Source organism: Thauera sp. JM12B12 (genome assembly GCF_039614725.1).
In the GTDB taxonomy this organism is placed as follows: domain Bacteria; phylum Pseudomonadota; class Gammaproteobacteria; order Burkholderiales; family Rhodocyclaceae; genus Thauera.
On sequence record NZ_CP154859.1, the window covers coordinates 1,588,813 to 1,612,535 of the forward strand.

Below are 23,723 nucleotides of genomic sequence, written 5' to 3' on the forward strand. Positions count from 1 at the left end.
GCGCCCGCGCGTCGTGGGCTTAAACGAAGCCATCGTCTCCGCCCTTGCCGCCGAGCATCACCTGGCCTTCCTCGGCCAGGCGGCGCACGGTCTTGAGGATTTCCTTCTGCTCGGCCTCGACCTCGGACAGGCGCACCGGACCGCGCGCCTCCAGGTCCTCGCGCAGCATTTCGGCGGCGCGCGTGGACATGTTCTTGAAGATCTTCTCGCGCAGCTCGGGCGGCGCGCCCTTCAGGGCGATGATCAGCGAGTCGGACTGCACCTCGCGCAGGATGGTCTGGATGCCGCGGTCGTCGATGTCGATGAGGTTCTCGAACACGAACATCTCGTCGAGGATCTTCTGCGCCAGCTCCGGATCGTATTCGCGCACGTTGTCGATGACCGCCGTTTCCGCGCTCGAGCCGACGAAGTTGAGGATCTCCGCCGCGTGGCGCACGCCGCCCATCGCCGCCTTCTTCACCGACGAGGCGCCCGACAGCATGCGGGTGAGGGCATCGTTGAGCTCCTTCAGGGCCGCCGGCTGCACGCCATCCAGGGTGGCGATGCGCAGCACCACGTCGTTGCGCAGACGGTCGCTGAAGTGCTTGAGGATGTCGCCGGCCTGGTCGTATTCGAGGTGCACGAGGATGGTGGCGATGATCTGCGGGTGTTCGTTCTTGATCAGGTCGGCCGCGGTGGCGGCATCCATCCATTTCAGGCTCTCGATGCCGGCGGTGTCCGAGCCGCTCACCATGCGCGACAGGATGTGGCCGGCGCGCTCGTCGCCGAGCGCCTTGGTCAGCATCTCGCGCAGCTGATCCTGGTCGGGCTGGATCATCGCGCCCTTGCCGAACTCCTCGATGAGTGCGGTGAGCACCGGCTCGACCGCGCTGCGCGCCTGGGCCGGCATCTCGGACATCTTCAGGCTCAGCTTCTGTACCTCGCGCGGCCCGAGCTGGCGCAGCACGCCGGCCGCGGCGTCGGGACCGAGCGACATCAGCAGCAGGGCGGCCTTTTCCAGGCCCTCTTCAGGCGTCGTCACTTGCGGGCCTCCTCATTCACGCCCATCCAGTCTTTGATCAGGTTCGCGACCGTCTTCGGGTCATTGCGCGCGAGGTTGCGCGCACGCTCGAGGCGTTCCTCGAAGCTCTCTTCCTCGCCGGCACCGGACAGCGTGACGCGCACGCCTTCCTCGCCTTCCTCGCCTTCCGCCTCTTCGCCCGCGGCGGCGGCTGCGGCGGCGGCCTCTTCGGCCTTGGTCTTCGGCGGCACCACGGTGCGCAGCAGCGGGCGGATCACGCCGAAGTAGGCGAGCAGCACCACCAGCAGCACCAGCAGCCAGTTCAGGCCTTGCTTGCCGAGGTCGATCATCTCGGGGTCCTTCCACAGCGGCAGCACCGGCTCGCTGAGCTCGGCGGCGAAGGCGCTGTTGGCGACGTTGATGGTGTCGCCCCGATCGGCGTTATAGCCTACCGCCTCGCGCACCAGGTTGGTGATGCGGGCGATCTCCTCTTCGGTCAGTGCCACCGTGGTGGGCGCGCCGTCGGTTCCGGGGATGGTGCGATTGTTCACCACCACCGCCACCGACAGGCGCTTGAGCTGGCCGACCGCCTGCCTGATGTGCTGGATGTTGCGGTCGAGCTCGTAGTTGAGCACTGCGCTGCGGTTGGCGCTGGTCACGCCCTGCAGGCCCTGGAGTGCCCCGGGGCCGGCCGGCGGCGCGGTGAGCGGCGCGGTGGCCGGCGCCGGCGGCTGGTTGGTCAGTGCGCCCGGCACGCCCTGCGCGCCGGGCAGCGGGTTGATGATCTCGTTGGTCTGCTGGCTGCGGATTGCCTGGTCGGGCGTGGGGTTGGGCTTGTAGGTCTCGGCGGTCTGCTCGACCTGGTTGAAGTCGACGTCGGCGGCGACCTGGGCGCGGAAGTTGTCCTTGCCCACCATCGGCACCAGGATGTTCTCGATGCGCTCGATGAAGGCCTTCTCCATCGCGCGCACGTATTCGAGCTGGTTGGCGTTGAGCCCGGCGCGCATCAGCGGGTCGGCCTGCACCGTGAGCAGGGTGCCGTCCTGGTTGACGATCTTGACGCCCTCGGCGTGCATGCGCGGCACGCTCGACGACACCAGGTGCACGATGCCGGCGACCTGATTCTGGTCGAGGATGCGGCCCGGGCGCAGATTGACCATCACCGACGCGGTGGGGCGCTGGTCGTCGCGCAGGAAGGCGGTCTGCTTGGGCATGGCCAGATGCACGCGCGCGCTCGCCACCGCGTCGATCGCCTGCACGGTGCGCGACAGTTCGCCCTCGAGCGCGCGCTGGTAGTTGACCTGCTCGTTGAACTGCGAGATGCCGAGCTTCTGGCCGTCCATGAGCTCGAAGCCGGCCAGCCCGCCCTTGGGCAGGCCCTCGGCGGCCAGGCGCAGGCGGGTCTCGTGCACCTGGGCCTGCGGTACCAGGATGGCGGTGCCGTTGGCCGACATGCGGTAGGGCACGTTCTGCTGGCCGAGCGCGGCGATGATCTGGCCGCCGTCGCGCTCGTCGAGATTGGAGAACAGCACCGCGTACTCGGGGGCGCGGTTCCACATCAGCACCCCGACCAGCAGCGCGATCGCGAGCGCGATCGCGGCGCCGCCGGCGATCTTCTGGCGCGGGCTCAGCGCGTTGATGTTCTGCAACGCCTGCTGCATCCGGGACTCTGCTGCGGCGGGGGCGGCGCCTGCTGTGCCGGGCGCGAACTCGGCGGTGTTTTCTGCTGCGGCCATGGTGGCGATCCTGTTGCGTACGCTTCGACGGATGACGGCATTGTCCGTCCGCGCGTGCAAGCATCATTGTGTGAAAAGCGGCATTTTTTGCCGCCTGTTTGCCGGCTACCATGACGGCAACGGCCACTACAGTGCATGGCGTGAAAACGGAATCCGAACTCCTCCCCGCAGCGACGGGCTCCCCGGTCGCGGATGCAAGGACTGCGCCTGGTGCAGCGTCCGCAGCTGATGCCTCTTCGTCCGTGGCGGTGGAGCAGGGCACGACTCCGCCCGGCGCGGCGCCGCTCGATGCCGCACAGCTCGCCGAGGCTTTCGCGTTGTTCAGCCGCGCCTCGGAGGAGCTCTCCACCGCCTACAACGCGCTCCAGGCTCAGGTCGGCCAGCTCACCGAGCGTCTGTCCGTGCTGATGGGGGCGTTGCCTGCAGGTGTGCTCGTCGTCGATCGCGCCGGCGCCGTGGTGCAGGCCAACCGCGCCGCTGAAGGTCTTTTCGGCGCGGGGCTTGCGGGGCAGGCCTGGTCCGAACTCGCCGCACGCATGCAGGCGAGCGGCACGCCAGGCGAGTACACGCTGCCGCCGATGCCCGCTCCCGGGGTGGCGCCGGAGGGGATGCCGGCCAAGCCGGGCGGGCAGGGCGAAGGCCCTCTCGCCGAGGTCGACCTGCGCCGCGTCGCCCTCTCCGAGTCGGAGCTGGATTCCGGCGCCGAACGCATCCTGCTGGTGCACGACGTCACCGATACCCACCGCATGCGCCTCACCGCCGAGCGCAACGAGCGCCTCGCCGCGATGGGCGAGATGGTCGCCGGGCTCGCCCACCAGCTGCGCACGCCGCTTGCGGCCGCGTTGCTCTACACCGGAAACCTGCGCCAGCCCGAGCTCGATCCCGCGCAGCGCGCGATGGTGGCCGACCGTGCGCTCGAACGCCTGCGCTACCTCGAGCGCCTGATCCGCGACATGCTGCTGTTCGCCCGCGGCGACAGTGCCGGGCGTCAGCGCTTCGCGGTGTGCGAGCTGCTCGCCGAACTGGCGCATACGCTCGAGCCGGTGGCGCGCGCGCGCCAGGTGGCGTTCACCGCCGACTGCGACTGTGGTGCGGCCGAGCTCGTCGGCGACCGCAAGGCCCTCGGCGGCGCGCTGACCAACCTGCTGGAGAACGGCATCCAGGCCTGCGAGGCGGGTGGCACGCTGCATTGCGAGGCGGCGCTGGTGGCGCCGGCGCACAGCGGCCTCGGCGTCGCGGCGGTCCGCTTCAGCGTGCGCGACAGCGGCCGCGGCATCGCCCCCGAGCTGCAGGAGCGCCTCTTCGAACCCTTCTTCACCACCCGCGCCGAAGGCACCGGGCTGGGCCTGGCGATCGCCCGCGGCGTCGCCCGCGCCCACGGCGGCGACATCACGCTGCGCTCCACGCCCGGGCAGGGCGCGGAGTTCACCCTCGTCGTGCCGCTGGCGGCGGCGCCCAACGGCGCACAAGAGAACCCATGATTGAGACCCTCAACATCCTCGTCGTCGAGGACGATGCCGCGCTGCGCGACGCCGTGTGCTTCACGCTCGAGATGGCGCACCACCGCGTCACCGGCGTCGATGGCGGCCCCGCGGCGCTCGAAGCGCTCGAGCGCGATCACTTCAACCTCGTCGTCACCGACCTGCGCATGCAGCCCATGGACGGACTGCAGGTGCTCAACGAGGTGCGCGCACGCCGGCCGCAGCTGCCGGTGCTGCTGATGACCGCCTATGGCGACGTCGACAAGGCGGTGGCGGCGATGCGCGGCGGCGCCTGCGACTTCCTGATGAAGCCCTTCGAGCCCGAGGTGCTGCTCGAGAGCGTGCGCCGCTACGCCGCGGTGCAGCCCGCGGGCGAGGACACCATCGCCGAGGACGCCCACACCCGCAACCTGCTCGCGCTCGCCGCGCGCGTGGCCGAGTCGGATGCGACGGTGATGCTGTCGGGCGAGTCGGGCACCGGCAAGGAAGTGTTCGCGCGCTACATCCACCAGCACTCGCCACGTGCCAAGGGACCCTTCGTCGCGATCAACTGCGCGGCCATCCCCGAGAACCTGCTGGAGGCCACGCTCTTCGGCTACGAGAAGGGCGCCTTCACCGGCGCGCAGGCGGCGCAGCCGGGCAAGTTCGAGCAGGCCCAGGGCGGCACCATCCTGCTCGACGAGATTTCCGAGATGCCGCTCGGCCTGCAGGCCAAGCTCCTGCGGGTGCTACAGGAGCGCGAGGTCGAGCGCGTCGGCGGCAAGAAACCGGTCGCGCTCGATATCCGCGTGCTCGCCACCAGCAACCGCGACATGCTCAAGGAGGTGGCTGCCGGGCATTTCCGCGAGGATCTCTACTACCGCCTCAACGTCTTTCCGATCGCCATCCCGGCGCTGCGCGAGCGTCCGGGCGACATCGTGCCGCTGGCGCGTCACTTCCTTGCCCGCCATGCTGCCCGGCAGCAGCGCAGGGTGCATCTTTCTCCCGCGGCGGAAGCGCTGCTGCCGCGCTATGGCTGGCCGGGGAACGTGCGCGAGCTGGAAAACACGATGCACCGCGTGCTGATCCTCACCCAAGGCGACGAGCTGAGTGCGGAGACCATCCGCCTGTGCTTGCCGCAATGGAACCCGGAGGCGGCAAGCGCTGCCGCCGAACCGGCAAGAATTGCCGGTTTTGCTCCTGCGCAAGGGCATTTCGCGCCGCATGCGGAACATTCCGCGACCCCGCCGCGGCCATGGCCTGGGCCTGCGGCCTCAGCAGCGAACCCGTCGAGCCCGGGTCCAGGCAATGGGGAGCGACCGGCGAACATGAAGGACCTCGAGCGCGAGCACATCCTCGCCACCCTGCGCGAGTTCGCCGGTTCGCGCAAGAAAACCGTTGAAAAGCTTGGGATTTCCGAGCGTACGCTGCGCTACAAGCTGCAGCAGTATCGCGAGGAGGGATATGACTGCTGAGCCGGTATTCGGTAGGCGCGGCTTCAGGATGTCGTCGTCGGAGCGGGCCTGCCCGCGAATGCGGCGCTCGGGGAAGCGATGTTCGCGGGCGGGCCCGCTCCCACGAAGGGAGTCGCCCGGCTGTGGGACAAAGCATGGCACGCGCCTTGCTCTGCTAAACTGACGTCACCCAACACCCTCAAGCCGGGGGGCTAACGCATGGACACCCGTGGAATCGACCAGATGCTGAGCGAATTGCGCTCGGTGTCTCAGGCCGCACAAGGCAAGGCCGCCTCTCCCGCCGAAGCGCCCGCGGGCGGCGTGAATTTTGCCGACGTGCTCAACACCGCCCTCAAGGATGTGAGCGCGGCGCAGGGCGAGGCGCGCGCGATGGCACAGAATTTCTCGGCGGGCGACCCCAACGTCAATCTTCAGGACGTGATGGTCAACCTGCAAAAGGCGAGCCTGTCCTTCCAGCAGATGGTGCAGGTGCGCAACCGGCTGGTCACCGCCTACCAGGACATCATGAACATGCCGGTCTGATCACCGGCCGGCATCCAGAACGAGAGCGCGGCGGGCCTCAAAGCCCGCCGCGCTCTTTTGCATTGCGCTCGCGCTCGGTATTGAAGATGTAGCGCTGGATGCGGGCTTCGGCATTGCGCGGCAGCGCCGCGAAGCGCATTCCCACGCGCAGCAGCTCGGTTCCGTTGCGCTGGGTCTGGCGGGTGATGTTGCGCACCTCGAGCGTCAGCTCGATCGGCTCGCCGTCGGGCAGGGTGAGCCTGCACTCGGGCAGCTTGCCGCCGATCACCAGCTCGGCGGCGTCCGGCGCCATCATGACCGCGATCCCGCCGGCGCCGATGTCGATCACGCGCACGCTCACCTGCACCGGCTTGCGCCCGAGGTCTTCGGCGCGCAGCAGGCAGCTCAGCTCGTGCGCCAGCGGCACCTTGAGGCGGAAGAACTCGCGTCGCTGCAGACGCAGCATTTCGCCGGGCATCGGCGCGAACAGGGCGGGGTGGGCGTCGTCCTGGCCGCTGGTGAGGCCGGTGAGCACGAACTGAATCCGGATGTGATCGAGGTGGGTGACGCAGGTCAGGCGATCGGCGGCGAGGGCGCGGCGATTGGAGTCGGCGTCGGGGCTGGCGTCGAGGATGACGCGGTCGCGGTCCTCGTCCAGGCGCAGCACCGCGGTCATGAACGCGTGCCCGCCGCCGGTGTGGGCCGAGATCAGGCAGCGGTTGTCGATGAGATCCTGCAGCAGCTGGGCGATCTGGCGCTTGCCACGCAGCATGAATTTTTCGAGCCCGTCGTCGCGGGCAAGGTCGATCGGGGGCGGCGTTTGGGCGTCGGCCATGGTGGTGTTCGGGCGGTGCAAAAGGCGGGCTAGGGTTACAGGCGGCCGCGCTCGCGCGCGCTGCGCGTGCGCTCGACCTTGAGGATGTAGCGCTGGATGGCGTCCTCGGCGCCGCGCGGCATGTCGGCGAACTCGCAGCCGGCGCGCAGCAGCTCGCTGCCGCTGCGGTGGGTGATGCGGAACAGGTTGCGCACGATCAGCCGCGCCGGGATGGGCGGCATGTCGGGCAGGTTGAGCAGGCTGTTCGGAAACTCGGTGCCGGGCTCGAAGCGCACGCCCACCGGCGGCACCGCGACCGCCACGCCGCCGCCGCTGATGTCGAGGATGCGCAATTCCGTCGTGCGCCGGCTGCCGTCGGTCTGGGGCAGGGCCACGGTGCAGGTCACGGCCTGCGAGATCGGCGTCTGCAGGCGGTAGAACTCGCGCCGCTGCAGGCGCAGCAGGCTCGTCGGCAGCTCGCAGCGGAAGCCGGGGCTGCCGCCCTCGCTTACCGCGCGCTGGCCCGTGAGGGCAAACTGGATCCGCACCTTGTCGAGCTGGGTGACGCAGTCGAGCGCCTCGGCCCGGGCGATGCGTTCGTTCTGCAGCGCATCGGCGCTGGCGTCGAGCAGCACGCTGGCGTCGTCCTCGCTGACGTCGATCAGCGCCGACAGGTAGGACTCGTTGCCGGGGGCGAGGCGGGCGCTCACCAGCGCGCGCGCGGCGATGATGTTCCTGAGGATGGCGAGGATCTCCCGGCCGTCGCGCAGCAGGTATTTCGCCTCGTCGTCGGCGTGGATGAGTTCGATGCGGGTGTCTTCGTGTTCGATCGACATGCGTTGCTGCCCAATGGCGTGCCCTCGCCGAGGGCCGCGTGTGATGCCCTGCTTATATCACGAGATGCCCGCGTGGTGCGCCTTGCAGCCCGTGGCCGGCGCCGGGCGTTAGCCGGAGCGTTCGCCCGGCGCGGGTTCGGTCGGACGCGGACGCAGCGACTCGGGAAGATCGCGGGGCGCCGGGGCAGCGCCGGCTTCGGCGCCCTGTTCGATGCGGTACAGCCAGGCCAGCAGCTCGGCCACGGCGACGTAGAGCTGCGGCGGAATGCGGGCGTCGAGGTCGACCTGCATCAGCAGGCTCACCAGCTCGGGCGACTCATGGACGAAGACCCCCGCTTCGCGGGCACGCTCGATGATCTCGCGCGCCACCACGCCCTTGCCCTTGGCGACCACGCGCGGCGCGGCCTCGCCGGCGGTGTAGGCGAGCGCGACGGCCTCGTTGCGCAGGGGGGGACGGGCTTCAGGCATGGCTGGACGTCTCGGTGGACAGGCCGCTTCCGACTGCGCCGTTCGCGGTGGAGTCGGCGGCGGTCGGCCCTTCGCCGCGCGGCTCCACCACCAGCCCGGTGAGCTTGAGGTTGGCTGCCTCGAGCGCCGAGGCCAGCGCGGCGGCGCCGGCATCGAGGGCCTGGATCGTGGCCGCATCGTCGGCGCGCAGGCGCAGCGCCACGCCAGCCGCGGTGAGGTGGAGCTGCGCCTCGACGCCGCCCAGGCGGGGGAGGGTGAGGCGCAGGGTGGTGTTCCAGCTCTGCTCGGCGTCCTCGCCCTCGGTGCTGCCGTCGCCTTGCGGGTCCTCGATCAGCCACTCGATCGGCTGCCCCGGCCAGGCCTGGCCCTGCCACAGGTATTGCTGGGTGGCGAGCGCGTCGAGCTGCTGGTGCACGATCGGCATCAGGCGCTCGGGGATGGGCTGGGCGCGCACGGGCGCCGCCTCTTCGGCGCCGCCGCGCGCGGCGGCCACGTTGCGGCCGGCCTCGAGTTCGCCGCCTTCAGCGGGCGCCGCGGCGGCACGGGCTGCAGCGTCGGCCGAGAGCGCGGTTGTCGCGCTCTGTGCCGGGGCGGGCGCGGGGCCGGCGTGAGGCGCGGCGCCCGCTGGTGCGCCCGGCGTGCCCGGCGCACCCGGCGTACCTGTGCCGGTGCCCGGTTGGGTACCGATCTGCACAGGCGCCTGGCCTTGCGGCTCGCGCATCAGCGTGGCGGTGTCGAGCTTGCCGAGCACCCATTGCACCTGGTGCGATTCGTAGAACAGCCCGCTCTGGCCGAGCGCCTGGCGCAGCAGGGGCACGAGCTGTGCGCCGTTGGCCGGTGGCGCGTTGAGCAAGGGCTGGTTGCCGGCGAGGCTGGCCGGCTGCGGCGTGGGCTGGCCGGTGAGCAGGAAGCTGATCAGCCGCCCGGTCTGGCTGAGCGCAGGCTGCGCCGAGGCGGTGTTGCCTGCCGCTACCTCTGCGCCGACGATGCGCGCGAACACCGCGCGCGGCGTCACCTGCGACACCTCCAGTTCCAGCGTATCGCCCGACTTTGCAGCCGTGTTGAGCGACAGCGTCATCTGCTGCCCGGCGACCAGCGCGCGGAAGGTGCCGTCGGGCAGGGTGCGCTGCAGGGTGGCGAAGAAGCGCTGGCCGGGAACGAGCTCGGGCAGCTGGGCCTGGATCTCGCGCGCGCGCTGCAGCCCCGCGACCGGTGGCTCGGTGTTGAAGAAGCTTGCTTCGTTGAGCAGGCGCAGGCGGGCGGCGAGGTCGGCGGGGATCATCGCGGGAGTTCCTGCGTGGCCGGCGTTCGATCAGCCCGCGCGCAGATCAGGGCGCGAGCGCGCCGTAGGCGTTGCGTACCGCCCGTTCCTGACGGCCGCCGGCGAGGAGTTTGCGCACGCTGGCGAGGAAAGGGTCGGCGTGGGTGCGGATCTCTGCGTCGAGGGCGAGGAGGTGCTCGATGCCGGTGCGCAGGGCGGCGGCTTCGTCGGCGGGCAAGGCCGCCATGGCTGCGGCGTCGGCAGTTGCATCGGCGCCGAGTCGCGCGGTGTCGCGCAGCGCCGCCGCCTCGCGCTCGAGGGCGGCGAGGCGGTCCCAGTCATTCGCGCGCGCCGCCTCGGCCATGGCTTCGTAGCGGGCGAGCAGGGCGTCGAGGGTGGGGCGGGTGAGCATGGCGGCGGGCCTCAGTTGCTCAAGCGGTAGCAGTCTTCACCTGCCCGGCGATGCCGGCCCAGGCTTCGCGCAGCGTGGCGAGCAGCCCGGCCACCTCGTCCAGCGCGGGCTGGCTGTTATGCAGGTTGGCGTAGAGCAGGCGCTCGCTCATGTAGTCGTAGAGGGCCGCCAGGCGCTCGGCCAACTCGCCGCCAGCGTTCATGTCCAGGCTCACCTTGAGGCCATTGATGATGATCTCGATCGCCTTGGAAATCGCTATGCCCTTGGCGGGAATGTCCTTGCTCTGCATCGCGATGCCGGCAGTGCGCACCTGCAGCAGGGCACCGTCGAACAGCATCAGGATCAGCCTGTGTGGGTCGGCGGTGTTGACGCCGGTTTCGACGCTTACCTTGGCGTAGGCAGCGGCGCGGTTCTGCTGGAATCCACCGAACATGCTGGGGGTCTCCGTACGGGTTCCGTGGGTTAGGCGAAGCTCGACAGGCTGGCGAGCTGCTGGGTCAGGTAGTTGCTGGTCTGCGTCATGCTGGCGATGGTCGAGTCGAGCGCGGTGAATTGCGCCTGGTAGCGCTTCTGCACGCTTTCGAGCCGCGCTTCAAAGGCCTCACGCTGCTTGCCGATCAGCTTGATCGAGGCGTTGAGGCCCTCGGTGCGCCCGGCGAGTAGACCGCCCGTGTCGATGAAGTTCTTCAGCCCGTCCGACACCGTGGCCGCCAGGCCCTTGATGTCGCCGCTGCCAGTGAAGAAAGCGGCCACGTCACGGTTCGGGTCCTTGAGCGCGGTGTCGAGCTTGCTGCTGTCCACCGAGAGCTTGCCGTCCTTGTCGAAGGTGATGCCGATGTCGGCCAGCCGCGTGGTGTCGCCCAGGCCGGACAAGGCGCCGCCCACCAGGTTGCGCACCTGGCTCTGGATGCTGCGCGCGCTCGAGTCGCCGGTAAGGGTTGCAGCGGTCCGGGTCTCGGCGTTGTAGTTGGTGAGGTTCTTGAGCGTGGTCTGGGTGTCGTTGTAGGCCTTGACGAAGGCGTCGATCGCGCTGCGCGCACCGCCGAAGTCTTCGGCCACCGACAGGCTGGAGGCGGCGGTCGTTTCCTTGGTCAGGGTCAGGGTGACGCCCTCGAGCACGTCGCTGATGGTGTTGCTGCCGCGGGTGACGGTGATGCCATCGACGTTGATGCGCGCATCCTGCGAGGCTTGCAGCACGTAGCTGGTGTTGCTGCCGGCGGGTAGGTTGGGGTTGTCCGGGTCGATGGCCACGCCGGGGTCGTAGGCCAGGCCGGCGGTGCCCCCGATCTGGAAGGCCTGCTCGGCGCCGGTGTTCTTGCCGGTGACGACGAGCTGCTTTGCGGTGCCGTTGTCGATGACGCTGGCGGTGACGCCCAGGTCGCCCTTGTTGATGGCGTCGCGCAGCTCCTCGATCGTGCTGCCGGTAAAGTCGATCGACTTGGCGCCGGCCTCACCCGGAACGAAGCTGCCGCCGTCCATCTTGCCGAAGGTGATGCTGACGGTGGTGGGGGCTTCGGCCGTGCCCGCGGTGGGGGTAAAGCTCGTGCTGGCGCCGGTGGCAACACGCTGCACCTTGGCCAGTTGCTCCACTTGCACGGAATAGCTGCCCGCCGCCGCGCCGCTCGCGGTGCTGGCGGTAAAGCCGGCGTCGCTGCCCACCGTGGCCTTGGTGGCGGAAAATTTTGCCGCATCCTTCAGGGCGTTGGCTGCGGTCTGCAGCGCGGAGAGACTGCCCTTGATCTGCCCGAAGGCCGACAGTTTGGCCTGGAAGCTCGCTTCCTTTCTCGCCATCGCGGTCAGCGGCTGGCGCTCGACCGCCATCAGTTGCGAGACCAGGCCGTTGATGTCGAGCCCGGAGCCCAGTCCCGATGCACTCAATGCCATGATCTGCTCCTGTTCGTTTATGTCGGTTTCGCTTGGCTCAGGCTTGCTGCTTGATCAGCAGGCCTTGCAGCTTGTCGATCGCCTTGGAGATCGCCAGCACCTCTTCCGAAGGCATCTGGCGGATCACCTCGTCGGTCTGCGAATCGACGATCTTGACGATGGTGCGGCCGGTGTCGTCGTCGATGGAGAAAAGCAGATTCTGTGCCACCGGCGCGATGGCCTTCTGCACTTCGTCGACCGCCTGCAGCAGGGTCTCACGATCGGGTACCCCCGCCTCGTTGCCGGCCGGGTCGGGACGTGCTGTGTTCTGCGTGCCGCCGAGTTCGTTCACGCGCGCCGTCTGCGCCTGCGTGTTGCTGCCGCTGCTGCGCTGGCTGCTAGCCGCCGACTGCTGGCTGGCCACGCGTGCCAGTTGCGCGTCCATCGCCGCGTTGGACGATGCGATGCCTTGAATGCTCATGATTCGCCTCCTTCATGGGGCAACGGCGCGAAGCTCCGTGGGAGCTCCGCGCCGAACGCTGGTTACATCAACCGAGTTTAACCGCGGAGCAGCGACAGCACGTTCTGCGGCAGACCGTTCGCCTGGGCGAGCATCGCCGTGCCGGCCTGCTGGAGGATCTGGCCGCGGGTAAGGTTGGCGGTCTCGGTCGCGAAGTCGGCATCGACGATACGGCCACGCGAGGCGGAAATGTTCTCCGACGTCGCCTGCAGGTTGGCGATCGTCGAACTGAACCGGTTCTGGACCGCGCCCAATTCGGCACGTGCGGAGTTGATGCTCGTAAGCGCCTTCTCCGCGATCTCGATCGCTTTCTGAGCACCGGTAAAGCTAGAAATGTTGATGTCCTTGGCGTAGTTGGTTGTGCCTGCCGATGCCAGTGCAGCCGCAATGCCCGTACCAGCAGCAGTGATGCCCGTACCGTCCGCTTGCGTCCCATCTGTGAAAGCGAAGTCTTTACCCGCATCAAGGGACGTCAGCGTCAATTTGCCCGTGGAGTCCTTGCTTGCATAGACCCCCGTTTGATCCATCTTGTTGTTAATCGCCGAGATGACATTATCGGTCACCTTGGCTGCATCATCTCCAATCGCGATGTTCACTGTGTCGATAGCAACTGTATTGATGACCATGCCGCTGATGGTTCCGGCAGCAGTTGCCGTTCCAGCTGCATAGGCGGCAGTGCTGGTTTGAGCAGCCGCGAATTGAGCCTTGCCGAGGCTGTTAACATTTGAGTCGACAATGTTATTGATTCCGATGGTTTGACCGGAGTCTGCGCCAATCTGGAACACTTGATTAGTGAAGCTTCCGTCAAGCAATTTCGTGCCGTTAAACGAAGTGTTGTTTGCGACCCTGTCAATCTCTGAGACGAGCTGCTTTACTTCAGCTTGAAGTGCATCACGATCGGACTGAGAGTTGGTTGCGTTTGCTGCTTGGACCGCCAATTCTCGAATGCGCTGGATATTGTTGCCGACTTCCACGAGTGCGCCTTCTGCGGTTTGGGCGAGAGAAATGCCGTCATTGGCGTTTCGTGTCGCGACGGAAAGGCCTTTGATCTGGGAATTCATTCGCTCCGAAATTGCCAAGCCAGCGGCGTCGTCTTTAGCGCTATTAATGCGCAGGCCCGAAGAAAGGCGCTGCAGAGAAGTTGCGAGGGAGCCTTGGGAGTTGGTGAGATTCCGCTGAGCATTCAGCGAGGCAACGTTGGTGTTGATCGTCTGGGCCATGATGTTTCTCCTGGTAGGTCAGGTTGGTCATACACCCGTATCTGCATCGCTTGCCTTGGCGGGTGCGGAGCGTTTGTTTGTGCTCTTGGTTGCTTTTACGACCCCGGGGTAAGACTCTTTAGCAATTTCCCGCCGGTGTCGTGCGCGTTTCCTGCGCTTGAAACCTTTTACGGCGCGGGCAGCGGGAACTTGAGGGGAGATGGTGAGCAGGTGCTGATTGTTATCCCCACGGGCGAGGTGGGCCTGCCTTGAAATGCCAAGATCGCCGGGGGCGTGCGGCGGAATCTTGAGACGACTATAGTCATGCCCCATGAGCCCCAAACCCCGCCACGTCGAGCGCGCGCTGCAGGAGCGGGTCGAGATCGTGCCCTACGATCCGGCCTGGCCGGCGCGTTTCGAGGAAGAGGCGGCGCGCCTGCGGGCGCTGCTGCCGGCGGAGCTGATCGGGCGCATCGAGCATTTCGGCAGCACCGCGGTGCCTGGCCTGGCGGCGAAGCCGATCATCGACATGCTGGTGGAGGTGCGCTCAATGGAGGATGTTGCGCAGCGCATTGCGCCGATCCTGAGGCGCGAGGGTTACGAGTTCTTCTGGCGCGATCGCGAGCGCGGGCTGCCCGGGATTGCCTATGCGTGGTTCATCCGCCGCGACGCGGCGGGGCGGCGCACGCATCACATCCATTTTCTCGAGCATGGGTCGTCGGAGTGGGAGCGCTTGCTGTTCCGCGACTACCTGCGCGCGCATCCGGACGCGGTGCGCGAATACGGCGACCTGAAGCGGCGGATCGCCGCCGAGCATCCGGACGACCGGGTTGCCTACGCGAGGGCGAAGACGGATTTCATCGCGGCGGCGATGCGGGCGGCGCGGCAGGAGCAGGACGGCTGAACGGCACGCGGTCGCAGAATGAAGAAGGGCGCCCGGGTGTTCCCGGGCGCCCTTCGCAGGATGCTTGACGCAGGGCATGCGGGCAGGGGTCGAACGACCCCGCCTGCCCGCGCGCAGGATCACATCCCCTGGTAGATCGGCCCTTCGCCGCCTTGTGGCACCACCCAGTTGATGTTCTGGGTCGGGTCCTTGATGTCGCAGGTCTTGCAGTGCACGCAGTTCTGCGCGTTGATCTGCAGGCGCGGGTTGGCGCCGGATTCGTCGCGCACGATCTCGTACACCCCGGCCGGGCAGTAGCGCTGCTCGGGGGCGTCGTACTTCGCGAGGTTGATCGCGATCGGCACCGAGGCGTCCTTCAGCTGCAGATGGCAGGGCTGCTCTTCCTCGTGGTTGGTGTTCGACAGGAACACCGACGAGAGCCGATCGAAGGTGAGCACACCGTCGGGCTTGGGGTAAGTGATCTTCGGACACTCGGCCGCCGGCTTGAGCTTGTCGTGGTCGGCGCTGTTGTGCAGCGTCCAGGGCACCTTGCCCTTGAACAGCACCTGGTCGATGCCGAACAAGAGCGACCCCAGGTACAGGCCCTTCTTCATGTAGGGCTTGAAGTTGCGCGTCTTGTGCAGCTCCGCGTATAGCCACGAGTCGCGGAAGGCGCTCGGGTAGGCGGTGAGCGCGTCGCGCTGGCGTTCGTGCGCGAGCGCCTCGAACGCCGCATCGGCGGCGAGCATGCCCGACTTGATCGCGGCGTGGCTGCCCTTGATGCGCGCGGCGTTGAGGAAACCCGCGTCGTCGCCGATCAGTCCGCCGCCCGGGAAGATCAGCCGCGGCAGGCTCTGCAGGCCGCCGGCGGCGATCGCGCGCGCACCGTACTGCAGGCGCTTGCCGCCCTCGAGATACTTGCGGATCTCGGGGTGGGTCTTGTAGCGCTGCATCTCCTCGAAGGGCGACAGGTGCGGGTTCTCGTAGTTGAGCCCGACCACGAAGCCGACCGCCACCAGGTTGTCCTCGAGGTGATAGACGAAGCCGCCGCCGTAGGTGGTCTTGTCCATCGGCCAGCCGGCGGTGTGCACCACCAGGCCCGGGCGGTGGTGCTCGGGCTTGACCTCCCACAGCTCCTTGATGCCGATGCCGTAGGTCTGGGGGTCGGCGCCTTCGCGCAGATTGAACTTCGCCTCGAGCTGCTTGCCCAGGTGGCCGCGGCAGCCCTCGGCGAACAGCGTGTACTTGGCGTGCAGCTCCATGCCCGGCTGGTGGTGCGGGCCCGGCGTGCCGTCACGGTTCAGACCCATGTCGCCGGTGGCGACGCCCTTCACCGCGCCGGCCTCATCGAACAGGATCTCGGCACCGGCAAAGCCCGGATAGACCTCGACGCCGAGCGCCTCGGCCTGCTCGCCGAGCCACTTCACGACGTTGCCCAGGCGCACGATGTAGTTGCCGTGGTTCACCAGACAGTCGGGCAGCAGGCCGTTGGGCGCCTGGCGGGCACCGGTTTCGGAGAGGAAAAGCACCTTGTCCTCGGTGACGGCGGTGTTGAGCGGGGCGCCGCGCTCCTTCCAGTCGGGGAAGAGCTCGCCGAGCGCCTTCGGGTCCATCACCGCGCCCGACAGGATGTGGGCGCCGATCTCGGCGGCCTTCTCGATCAGGCACACCGAGAGGTCCTGGCCCTTGGCCTCGGCCAGTTGCTTCAGGCGGATCGCCGCCGACAGCCCGGCCGGGCCGCCACCGACGATCAGCACGTCGAATTCCATCGATTCGCGTTCCATCCTGTTCTCCTGTTCCCTTCGCGTGGCACTGCGGTGCCGCCAGTTTATAACCTTGCACGCGACCCGCATGCCTCTCTCGGGCGTGGCTGGGCGCTGCACAACATACGGGGGCGTATGTTACATTAGCTTGCTCACAAAACACAAAGAGGAGATCTCCGCATGAACGAGCAGGCGAAGCTGATCTACACCACTCGCATGCCGGTGCGCTGGGGCGACATGGATGCCTATGGCCATGTCAACAATACGGTGTACTTTCGCTACTTCGAGCAGACGCGGGTGGAGTGGCTGGAGCAGATGGGTTGCCGGGTGAGCCCGGAGGAGCCGATCGGTCCGGTCATCATCAATGCTGCCTGCACCTTCTTCGCGCCAGTGAATTATCCTGCGACGGTCGTCATCAAGATGTACGCCGGCGAACCGGGGCGCTCGAGCGTGATGACCTGGTACGAACTGTTCATCGAAGGCGAGGACCGCGTCTATTGCGAGGGCTCTGCAAAGACGGTGTGGATGGATACGCGCAGCGGGAAATCGGCGCCCATTCCCGACGTGGTACGCGCGCTGTTCGACTGAGTGGTACCGGCGCCGACGCCGGTACGATGGCATGACCGGGCACCCCGCCGAGACGAGCGTGGCCCGCACAACAAACGACCCGAAGTTTCGATTGATGGTGAGGAGACATCATGAATCTGCATGAAGATCGACCCCTGTGGTCGCCGTCCGCCGAGCGCATCGCCGGCGCCAACGTCACTGCCTTCCGCCTGGCGGCGGAGAGGCGCTGGGGCCTGAGCCTGCCCGACTACGACGCGCTCTACGCCTGGTCGGTGGCGCATCCGGAGCAGTTCTGGGTGAGCGTCTGGGAAGGCGACGGCATCGGCAGCGGCGTCATCGGCCACCGCGGCGAGCGCGTGCTGGTCGATGGCGACCGGATGCCCGGCGCGAAGTGGTTTCCGGACGCGAAGCTCAACTTCGCGCGCAACCTGCTGCGCTCGCGCGACGCCCACGACGCCATCGTGTTCTGGGGCGAGGACCGTGTGATGAACCGCATGAGCCATGGCGAGCTCTATCGCGCCGTGGCCCATTTCGTCGCTGCGTTGAAGGAGCAGGGCGTGGTCGCCGGCGACCGCGTCGCCGCCTACATGCCCAACATGCCCGAAACCGTGATCGCCATGCTGGCGGCGGCGAGCATCGGTGCCATCTTCACCTCGGCCTCGCCTGACTTCGGCGTGCAGGGCGTGCTCGACCGCTTCGGGCAGACCGAGCCCAAGGTGCTGATCGCCTGCGACGGCTACTACTACGGTGGCAAGACGGTGGACGTGCTCGGCAAGCTCGGCGAGATCGTCGGCCAACTGCCTTCGGTGAAGCGGGTGGTCGTGGTCCCCTACGTGCATGCCGAACACGACCTGTCGCACGTGCCGCACGCGCGCATGGTCGCGGACTTCATCGCGCCCTACCACTTCGTCGACGATATCGAGTTCGCCGAACTGCCCTTCGATCATCCGCTCTACATCATGTACTCCTCGGGCACCACGGGCGTGCCCAAGTGCATCGTGCATTGCGCTGGTGGCGCGCTGCTGCAGCACCTCAAGGAGCACAAGCTGCACGGCGACGTGAAGCCGAGCGACCGCGTGTTCTACTTCACGACCTGCGGCTGGATGATGTGGAACTGGCTGGTCTCCGCGCTCGCCGCCGAGGCCACGCTGCTGCTCTACGACGGCTCGCCCTTCGCCGGCGACAACCAGATCCTGTTCGACTACGCAGACGCCGAACACATGACCCACTTCGGCACCTCGGCCAAGTTCATCGACGCCGCGGCGAAGTTCGGCTTGAAACCCCGGGAAACCCACCGGCTCGACAGCGTGCGCGCGCTGATGAGCACCGGCAGCCCGCTGGTGCCCGAGGGCTTCGACTATGTCTATCGCGACATCAAGGCCGACCTGCAGCTGTCGTCGATCTCGGGCGGTACCGACATCATCTCCTGCTTCGTGCTCGGCTCGCCGGTGCTGCCGGTGTGGCGCGGCGAGATCCAGTGCCGCGGCCTCGGGATGGCGGTGGACGTGTGGGACGATGAGGGCAAGCCCGTGCGCGGCGAGAAGGGCGAGCTGGTGTGTACGCGGCCCTTCCCGGTGATGCCGGTCGGCTTCTGGAACGACGCCGACGGCAGCAAGTACCGCGCCGCCTACTTCGAGCGCTTCGACAACGTGTGGTGCCACGGCGACTTCTGCGAGATCACCGCGCACGGCGGCTTGATCATCTACGGTCGCTCGGACGCCACGTTGAACCCGGGCGGGGTGCGCATCGGCACCGCCGAGATCTACCGCCAGGTCGAGAAGCTGCACGAGGTCGTCGAGTCGCTGGTCATCGGCCAGGACTGGCCGCCGCAGAGCCCCAACGACGTGCGCGTGGTGCTGTTCGTGAAGCTGCGCGAAGGGCTGACGCTGGACGACGACCTCACGAAACGTATCCGCCAGACCATCCGCGACAACACCACGCCGCGCCACGTGCCGGCCAAGGTGCTGCAGGTGGCCGACATCCCGCGCACCAAGAGCGGCAAGATCGTCGAACTGGCGGTGAGGAACGTGGTGCACGGCCGCCCGGTGAAGAACCAGGAGGCGCTCGCCAACCCCGAGGCGCTGGCGCACTTCCGCGACCGCGCCGAACTGCAGGGCTGAGGAGATCACCCGATGCTGATGAGTCGCGACAAGTCGGTGCTGCTGATCGTGGACGTGCAGGCGCGCCTCGCGCCGTACATCCACGACGGGCAGCAGGTGGCCGAGCATTGCGCCTGGCTGGCGCAGGTGGCCGAGCGCATCGGTGTGCCGGTGGTGGTGACCGAGCACTTTCCGGAAAAGATCGGTGGCACGCTCGACCTCGTGCGCGAGGTGACCACCAACGCGCAGTACGTGGGCAAGCAGTGCTTCTCGGCCCAGGCCGACGGTTGCCTCGCGGGCACCGCGGTGGATCAGCGCCGCCAGGTGATTGTGTGCGGCACCGAGGCGCACGTGTGCGTGCAGCAGACCGCGCTCGACCTGCGCTGGGCGGGCAAGGAGGTCTTCATCGTCGCCGAGGCCTCGGGCTCGCGCGACCCCGCGAACCGCGACCTGGCCTTTGCGCGCATGCGCAGCCACGGCATCGAGATCGTGTCGCGCGAGATGGTGGCCTTCGAGTGGCTGCAGCGCGGCGGTACCGAGCTCTTCCGCGAGGTCAACCGCGACTTCATCCGGTAGCTCCGGCGTCGCGGGAGCGGGCTTGCCCGCGAACGCGGCGCTCGGGGGCCCGTCATTCGCGGGCAAGCCCGCTCCCACGGATGCGTCCGGCGGGGCGCGCGGCGCGGGCGCTCCCCTCCAGGGGCTCAGCTTCGGTCGAAGGTGCCGGTTCAGGGCTCGATCGCGATCCCGAGCAGCGGCTCGCCCGTGCCGATCGGGCCGATGGCGTAGGCCCGGCCGCTGCCGAGGTCGATCCGGTACAGCGTCGGTACCGGCGCCGCGCGCGTGCTGAGCGCGGCGAGCGCGGTGTTGGTGACGTCCGAGATGTCGAAGTGGGCCTCGCTCAGACTGCCGGTGCCAAGGCTCCCGACCGTGCTCAACGCGCCGGTGTTGGGGGAAACCACGGGTTCCGTGCCTTCGACCGAACCTTGGCGCAGCAACGCGCCGAGTTCGCCGTCGATGGCGAAATTGGTCGTCAGCTTCTCGTTCTCGGTGTTGTAGGTGTAGGCGGCGGCGATCACCCGTGGCGCGCGCCCGGCATTGGCGTCGTCGCTGCGGAAGGCGAGTGCGCCATCGGGCTGGAATCCGTCGATATCGGGCTTGAAGTCCACCAGCGCGCCGGTTTCGGGATGGGCGCGCAGGTTCTGTCCACGCTCGGACACGATGCGGATGCGGTCGGCCGCGGGGTTGAAATCGAAGCCGAACTGCGCACCCTCGAGTGCGTGGCCGAAGCGGGTCTCGCCCACCGCGCTCAGCGCCCCGCTGGCGACGTCGACCCTGAATACCCGCCCGCTGCTCCCGAGCGCATACAGCACGCCGTGCGCGACACGGTAGTCGATGCCGAGCAGGCGTTCGTTCGCATCGAGTCCGTAAAGCGTCACGCTGCGGATGATTCTCCCCGGCTCGGCTGCAGAAACGGCGATAAGCTGGTGCGACGCGCTGACCGCATAGAGGCGGATCTTCGCAAGCTCCGCATCGGCTGCTGCCGGAGTGCTGAGGAGCGTCGCCGACAGGGCGAGCAGGGAAACGAATGGGGCCACGGACGAGTTCGGCATCGAGGGTCCTCCAGCGCAATGCGGGCGTGGTTCAGGGGTGGGGCGTCGAAGATAACCCCCTCGTGGCAACGGGAGCGTGATCGAATTGGCATTCGGGAGAGGGTGTTTGCGGCGATTCGTGGCGGGAATGTGCTTGAGCCTGGTGGTGCCCTTGGCGCATCCCGCCAGCCTTGCCCTGCAGGTGGTCGATGAGAACGGTGCGGCGCTGGCGGATGTCGCGGTCGCCCTCGAGCCGGTCGGGGCGCCCCGGCCGGCCATGCAGGCGCGTGCCCGCACGGCGGAGATCGTGCAGCAGGGCAAGCGCTTCATCCCGCTCATGACTGCGGTGCCGACCGGCACGGCGGTTCATTTCCCCAATCGCGACACCGTCCGCCACCACGTGTATTCGTTCTCGCCGGCCAGGACCTTCGAGCTCAAGCTCTACATCGGCACGCCGGCAGAGCCGGTGGTGTTCGATACGCCAGGCATCGTCGTGATGGGCTGCAACATCCACGATCAGATGGTGGCCTACGTGGTGGTCTCCGACACCCCCTGGGTGGGGGTCAGCGATGGCGCGGGCAAGCTGCGCATCGAGGGCGTTCCACCGGGCGACTACGTGCTCGCCTACTGGCATCCGCGCTGGGCGGGGACGAGCAACGCGCCCGCGCGCATGCCCCTGCGCCTGGATCAGGGCGCAGAGCGCCGCCTGGTGGTCGGGGCGCGTCCCTGATGCGGCCCGGCTTCAGGCGCCTGCAGTGGCGAATCGCGGCGTGGACCGCGCTGATCCTGCTGTCCGTGCAGATCGGGGGCTTGTTCCTGTTCGAGCAGATCGGCCGCGGCAGTGCGCTGCAGGAGGTGCGCAGCCGGCTCGAGACCGGCGACCGCGTGTTCGCACGCGTGCTCGAGCAGCGCAGCGACCAGCTGGCCCAGGCGGCAAGGGTACTCGCCGCAGACTATGGTTTTCGCGCGGCGCTGCTGTCTTCCGATCGACCGACCATCGCGTCGGCGCTCGAGAACCACGGTTCGCGCATCGGCGCCAGCCTGATGCTGCTCGTCGGTCTGGATGCAACGCCGATTGCGGCGCATCCGCCGCGTGGCGAGCTGGAGATATCGGGCCTTGGGGCCTTGATCGACGAGGCGCGCGCGCAGGGTAGCGCCACCGGTTTTCGCGCTGCGGGCGGGTCTGTGTATCAACTCGTGGTGGTGCCGGTGATGGCGCCTGTGCCGGTGGCCTGGGTGCTGCTCGGTTTCGCCGTGGACGAGGTCCTTGCGCGTGATCTCCAGCGCCTGACCGGGCTCGACGTGAGCCTGCTGCTGCAGCCGCCATCCGCGCCGGCGCGCATCGTCGCCAGCACGCTGCCGACGGCACCCCAGGCCGCACTGCTCGCGGCCGGCGACGTGGAGGCGGTGCACATCGATGGCGGCGAACATCTGGGGCTGCGCCATGTGGTCGATGCCCGGACGGACGAGCAGGTGCTTGCCGTACTGCAGCTCTCGCTCGCGCAGGCGCTCGCCCCGTGGGAGCGCTTGTACCGGGAATGGGCCGGGCTGTCGGTCGCAGCCACGCTGCTGATGCTGTTCGCGAGCGTGTGGATGGGGCGGACGATCGCGGCGCCGGTGACCCGGCTGGCCGAGTTCGCCCATCGCGTGGAGGCGGGTGATTACGGGGCGCCGCCGGCCGCCGTCCGCGATGACGAGATCGGTCGCCTCGCCGATGCCTTCGGCCTGATGACCGAGGCGATCGCGAGCCGCGAGGCGCGCATCAGCGAGCTTGCCTATCGCGACACCCTCACCGGGTTGCCCAATCGCATTCACTTCCTCGACCGCCTGGCGCGCGCGTTGCAGGCGGAAGGCGCGCACGCGCGCGGGCTGGCGGTGCTCACGCTCGACCTCGACCGCTTCCGTCTCATCAACGACACCCTCGGTCACGCCTTCGGCGACCTCGTGCTCGAGGAGGTGGGGCGGCGGCTGCTCGCCGCAGGGGTGCGCAGGCGAGAGGCCGACGCGACGCTGCAGGATGGCGACAGCGGCGTGGCGCGCCTGGGCGGCGACGAGTTTGCCGTGCTGGTGCCGGGCGCCGACGCCTGGGCGGCGAAGGTGGTGGCCGAGCGCATCGCCGCCGCGCTCGAGCAGCCGATGAGCCTGCAGGGGCAGCTGATCGATGTCGGCGCGAGCATCGGTATCGCGCTCTTCCCCGAGCATTGTGCGGACGCTGGCGAACTCATGCGCTGCGCCGACGTCGCGATGTACCGGGCCAAGCACGCCAACGCCGGCGTGAGCGTGTACGACCCCAGCCACCACAGTCGCAATGCCGCGCGCCTGTCGCTGCTCACCGAGCTTCGGCATGCCGTGGAGGCCGACGAGCTGGTGTTGTTCTACCAGCCCAAATATGCCTTCGAGGACGACGCGGAGCTCTGCGTCGAGGCCCTGGTGCGCTGGGTGCATCCACAGCGCGGCTTCGTGCCGCCGATGGAGTTCATCCCCTTCGCCGAGCAGACCGGCTGCATCCGCGCGATCACGCTGTGGGTGCTGGAGCGGGCGGTGCGGCAGTGCGCGGCATGGCGCCGTGCCGGTCGGGCGCTGCGCGTGGGCATCAACCTGTCGGCGCGCGACCTGCTGCAGCCCGAGCTGCCCGAGCAGTTCCGCGCCATGCTCGCGCGCCACGGCTGCGCGGCGGGCTGGATCACGCTCGAGATCACCGAGAGCGCGGTGCTCGACGAACCCCGCAAGGCGCTCGCCAACCTCGAGCGCCTGCGCGCCATCGGCTGCCCGCTCTCGATCGACGACTATGGCACCGGCTACTCCTCGCTGTCCTATCTGCGCCAGATGCCGGTGCAGGAGATGAAGATCGACCGCAGCTTCGTGATGAACCTGCTCACCCAGCGTGATGACGAGATCATCGTGCGGTCGACGATCGAGCTTGCCCACAACATGGGCCTGGTGGTGACCGCGGAAGGCGTGGAGACCGAGGCCGTGCTGCGCCGTCTGGGCGAGCTTGGCTGCGACCTCGTCCAGGGCTACTTCATCGGCAAGCCGATGGCCGCATCCGACCTGGAGGGCTGGATGGAGCGCTCGCCGTGGGCGCGCGCCGGGTATCACCGCCAGCCCCGCGAGACCGCCCCGATGCACGCCTGATGCGTTCCCCGCCCGCGTCCCCGGACTAGGGAAAACGTGGGTAGCCCGCGCTCGCCGCGCTGCCTATCCTTTCTGCTTGTTCCACGGTGACGCGATACGGATAGCCGCCACGCCGACCGTCGGAGTGCGCCGATCGCCTTGC

Annotated in this window: 22 protein-coding genes; 9 read left to right on the forward strand and 13 right to left on the reverse strand. The window is 68.2% G+C overall.

What is annotated here, in order from left to right; genetic code table 11:
* Positions 1 to 19 precede the first annotated feature (19 nt).
* Entirely contained in the window at positions 20 to 1,021 is a 1,002-nt protein-coding gene (gene fliG, locus AAG895_RS07125) for a flagellar motor switch protein FliG (protein ID WP_345794807.1), read from the reverse strand.
* Positions 1,018 to 2,736, reverse strand: coding sequence for a flagellar basal-body MS-ring/collar protein FliF (gene fliF, locus AAG895_RS07130; protein WP_345794808.1), 1,719 nt, complete (start codon positions 2,734 to 2,736; stop codon positions 1,018 to 1,020). Before fliF ends, fliG begins: the two co-directional genes overlap by 4 nt.
* 242 nt (positions 2,737 to 2,978) lie before the next feature.
* Between fliF and AAG895_RS07135 the strand changes: the two genes are divergently transcribed.
* The 3 genes from AAG895_RS07135 (at position 2,979) to fliE (ending at position 6,193) form a co-directional block, all read left to right on the forward strand.
* Positions 2,979 to 4,217, forward strand: coding sequence for an ATP-binding protein (locus tag AAG895_RS07135; protein ID WP_345794809.1), 1,239 nt, complete (start codon positions 2,979 to 2,981; stop codon positions 4,215 to 4,217).
* On the forward strand, positions 4,214 to 5,671 hold the full coding sequence (locus AAG895_RS07140) for a sigma-54 dependent transcriptional regulator (protein ID WP_345794810.1): 1,458 nt from the start codon (positions 4,214 to 4,216) through the stop codon (positions 5,669 to 5,671). Before AAG895_RS07135 ends, AAG895_RS07140 begins: the two co-directional genes overlap by 4 nt.
* Positions 5,672 to 5,869: 198 nt before the next feature.
* Positions 5,870 to 6,193, forward strand: coding sequence for a flagellar hook-basal body complex protein FliE (fliE, locus tag AAG895_RS07145; protein WP_345794811.1), 324 nt, complete (start codon positions 5,870 to 5,872; stop codon positions 6,191 to 6,193).
* A gap of 37 nt (positions 6,194 to 6,230) precedes the next feature.
* Here fliE and AAG895_RS07150 read toward each other — a convergent pair whose 3' ends face one another.
* The 9 genes from AAG895_RS07150 to AAG895_RS07190 form a co-directional block, all read right to left on the reverse strand.
* Entirely contained in the window at positions 6,231 to 7,007 is a 777-nt protein-coding gene (locus AAG895_RS07150) for a flagellar brake protein (RefSeq protein ID WP_345794812.1), read from the reverse strand.
* A 35-nt stretch (positions 7,008 to 7,042) separates the two neighbouring features.
* Complete coding sequence (locus tag AAG895_RS07155) at positions 7,043 to 7,822, reverse strand: flagellar brake protein (protein ID WP_345794813.1); 780 nt, start codon at positions 7,820 to 7,822, stop codon at positions 7,043 to 7,045.
* Positions 7,823 to 7,930: 108 nt separating this feature from the next.
* The gene (locus AAG895_RS07160) at positions 7,931 to 8,290 is read right to left on the reverse strand and encodes an EscU/YscU/HrcU family type III secretion system export apparatus switch protein (protein WP_345794814.1); all 360 of its coding nucleotides are present in this window, start codon (positions 8,288 to 8,290) and stop codon (positions 7,931 to 7,933) included.
* Positions 8,283 to 9,572 (reverse strand): flagellar hook-length control protein FliK, encoded by a 1,290-nt coding sequence (locus AAG895_RS07165; protein WP_345794815.1) that lies wholly within the window; start codon positions 9,570 to 9,572, stop codon positions 8,283 to 8,285. Before AAG895_RS07165 ends, AAG895_RS07160 begins: the two co-directional genes overlap by 8 nt.
* Positions 9,573 to 9,618: 46 nt before the next feature.
* Positions 9,619 to 9,963, reverse strand: a complete 345-nt coding sequence (locus AAG895_RS07170; protein ID WP_345794816.1) for a flagellar protein FliT — start codon at positions 9,961 to 9,963, stop codon at positions 9,619 to 9,621.
* Positions 9,964 to 9,982: 19 nt separating this feature from the next.
* Entirely contained in the window at positions 9,983 to 10,396 is a 414-nt protein-coding gene (fliS, locus tag AAG895_RS07175) for a flagellar export chaperone FliS (protein WP_345794817.1), read from the reverse strand.
* Between the two features lie 29 nt (positions 10,397 to 10,425).
* A complete protein-coding gene (gene fliD / locus AAG895_RS07180; RefSeq protein ID WP_345794818.1) occupies positions 10,426 to 11,847 on the reverse strand; it encodes a flagellar filament capping protein FliD in 1,422 nt (473 codons plus the stop codon).
* A 37-nt stretch (positions 11,848 to 11,884) separates the two neighbouring features.
* Positions 11,885 to 12,307: a flagellar protein FlaG gene (locus AAG895_RS07185; RefSeq protein ID WP_345794819.1), complete on the reverse strand. Its 423-nt coding sequence runs from the start codon at positions 12,305 to 12,307 to the stop codon at positions 11,885 to 11,887.
* 77 nt (positions 12,308 to 12,384) lie between these two features.
* Positions 12,385 to 13,566, reverse strand: coding sequence for a flagellin (locus AAG895_RS07190; RefSeq protein ID WP_345794820.1), 1,182 nt, complete (start codon positions 13,564 to 13,566; stop codon positions 12,385 to 12,387).
* Between the two features lie 310 nt (positions 13,567 to 13,876).
* Here AAG895_RS07190 and AAG895_RS07195 point away from each other — a divergent pair, with 310 nt between their 5' ends.
* Positions 13,877 to 14,449, forward strand: coding sequence for a GrpB family protein (locus AAG895_RS07195; protein ID WP_345794821.1), 573 nt, complete (start codon positions 13,877 to 13,879; stop codon positions 14,447 to 14,449).
* A 119-nt stretch (positions 14,450 to 14,568) separates the two neighbouring features.
* On the opposite strand, the gene AAG895_RS07200 is transcribed toward AAG895_RS07195, so the two are convergent.
* Positions 14,569 to 16,212 carry an electron transfer flavoprotein-ubiquinone oxidoreductase gene (locus AAG895_RS07200; RefSeq protein WP_345794822.1) on the reverse strand — a complete coding sequence of 548 codons (1,644 nt, stop codon included), beginning with the start codon at positions 16,210 to 16,212 and terminating at the stop codon, positions 14,569 to 14,571.
* A gap of 159 nt (positions 16,213 to 16,371) precedes the next feature.
* Here AAG895_RS07200 and AAG895_RS07205 point away from each other — a divergent pair, with 159 nt between their 5' ends.
* From AAG895_RS07205 to AAG895_RS07215, 3 genes are all read left to right on the forward strand, one after another.
* The gene (locus AAG895_RS07205; RefSeq protein WP_345794823.1) at positions 16,372 to 16,779 is read left to right on the forward strand and encodes a thioesterase family protein; all 408 of its coding nucleotides are present in this window, start codon (positions 16,372 to 16,374) and stop codon (positions 16,777 to 16,779) included.
* 110 nt (positions 16,780 to 16,889) lie between these two features.
* Positions 16,890 to 18,878, forward strand: coding sequence for an acetoacetate--CoA ligase (locus AAG895_RS07210; RefSeq protein WP_345794824.1), 1,989 nt, complete (start codon positions 16,890 to 16,892; stop codon positions 18,876 to 18,878).
* Positions 18,879 to 18,890: 12 nt separating this feature from the next.
* Positions 18,891 to 19,433 (forward strand): isochorismatase family protein, encoded by a 543-nt coding sequence (locus AAG895_RS07215; RefSeq protein ID WP_345794825.1) that lies wholly within the window; start codon positions 18,891 to 18,893, stop codon positions 19,431 to 19,433.
* Between the two features lie 149 nt (positions 19,434 to 19,582).
* Here AAG895_RS07215 and AAG895_RS07220 read toward each other — a convergent pair whose 3' ends face one another.
* The gene (locus tag AAG895_RS07220) at positions 19,583 to 20,467 is read right to left on the reverse strand and encodes a DUF4394 domain-containing protein (RefSeq protein ID WP_345794826.1); all 885 of its coding nucleotides are present in this window, start codon (positions 20,465 to 20,467) and stop codon (positions 19,583 to 19,585) included.
* Between the two features lie 142 nt (positions 20,468 to 20,609).
* Here AAG895_RS07220 and AAG895_RS07225 point away from each other — a divergent pair, with 142 nt between their 5' ends.
* Together AAG895_RS07225 and AAG895_RS07230 are read left to right on the forward strand one after the other, a co-directional pair.
* On the forward strand, positions 20,610 to 21,176 hold the full coding sequence (locus AAG895_RS07225) for a methylamine utilization protein (protein ID WP_345795249.1): 567 nt from the start codon (positions 20,610 to 20,612) through the stop codon (positions 21,174 to 21,176).
* Positions 21,176 to 23,581 carry an EAL domain-containing protein gene (locus AAG895_RS07230; RefSeq protein ID WP_345794827.1) on the forward strand — a complete coding sequence of 802 codons (2,406 nt, stop codon included), beginning with the start codon at positions 21,176 to 21,178 and terminating at the stop codon, positions 23,579 to 23,581. Before AAG895_RS07225 ends, AAG895_RS07230 begins: the two co-directional genes overlap by 1 nt.
* The last annotated feature ends 142 nt before the right edge of the window (positions 23,582 to 23,723 follow it).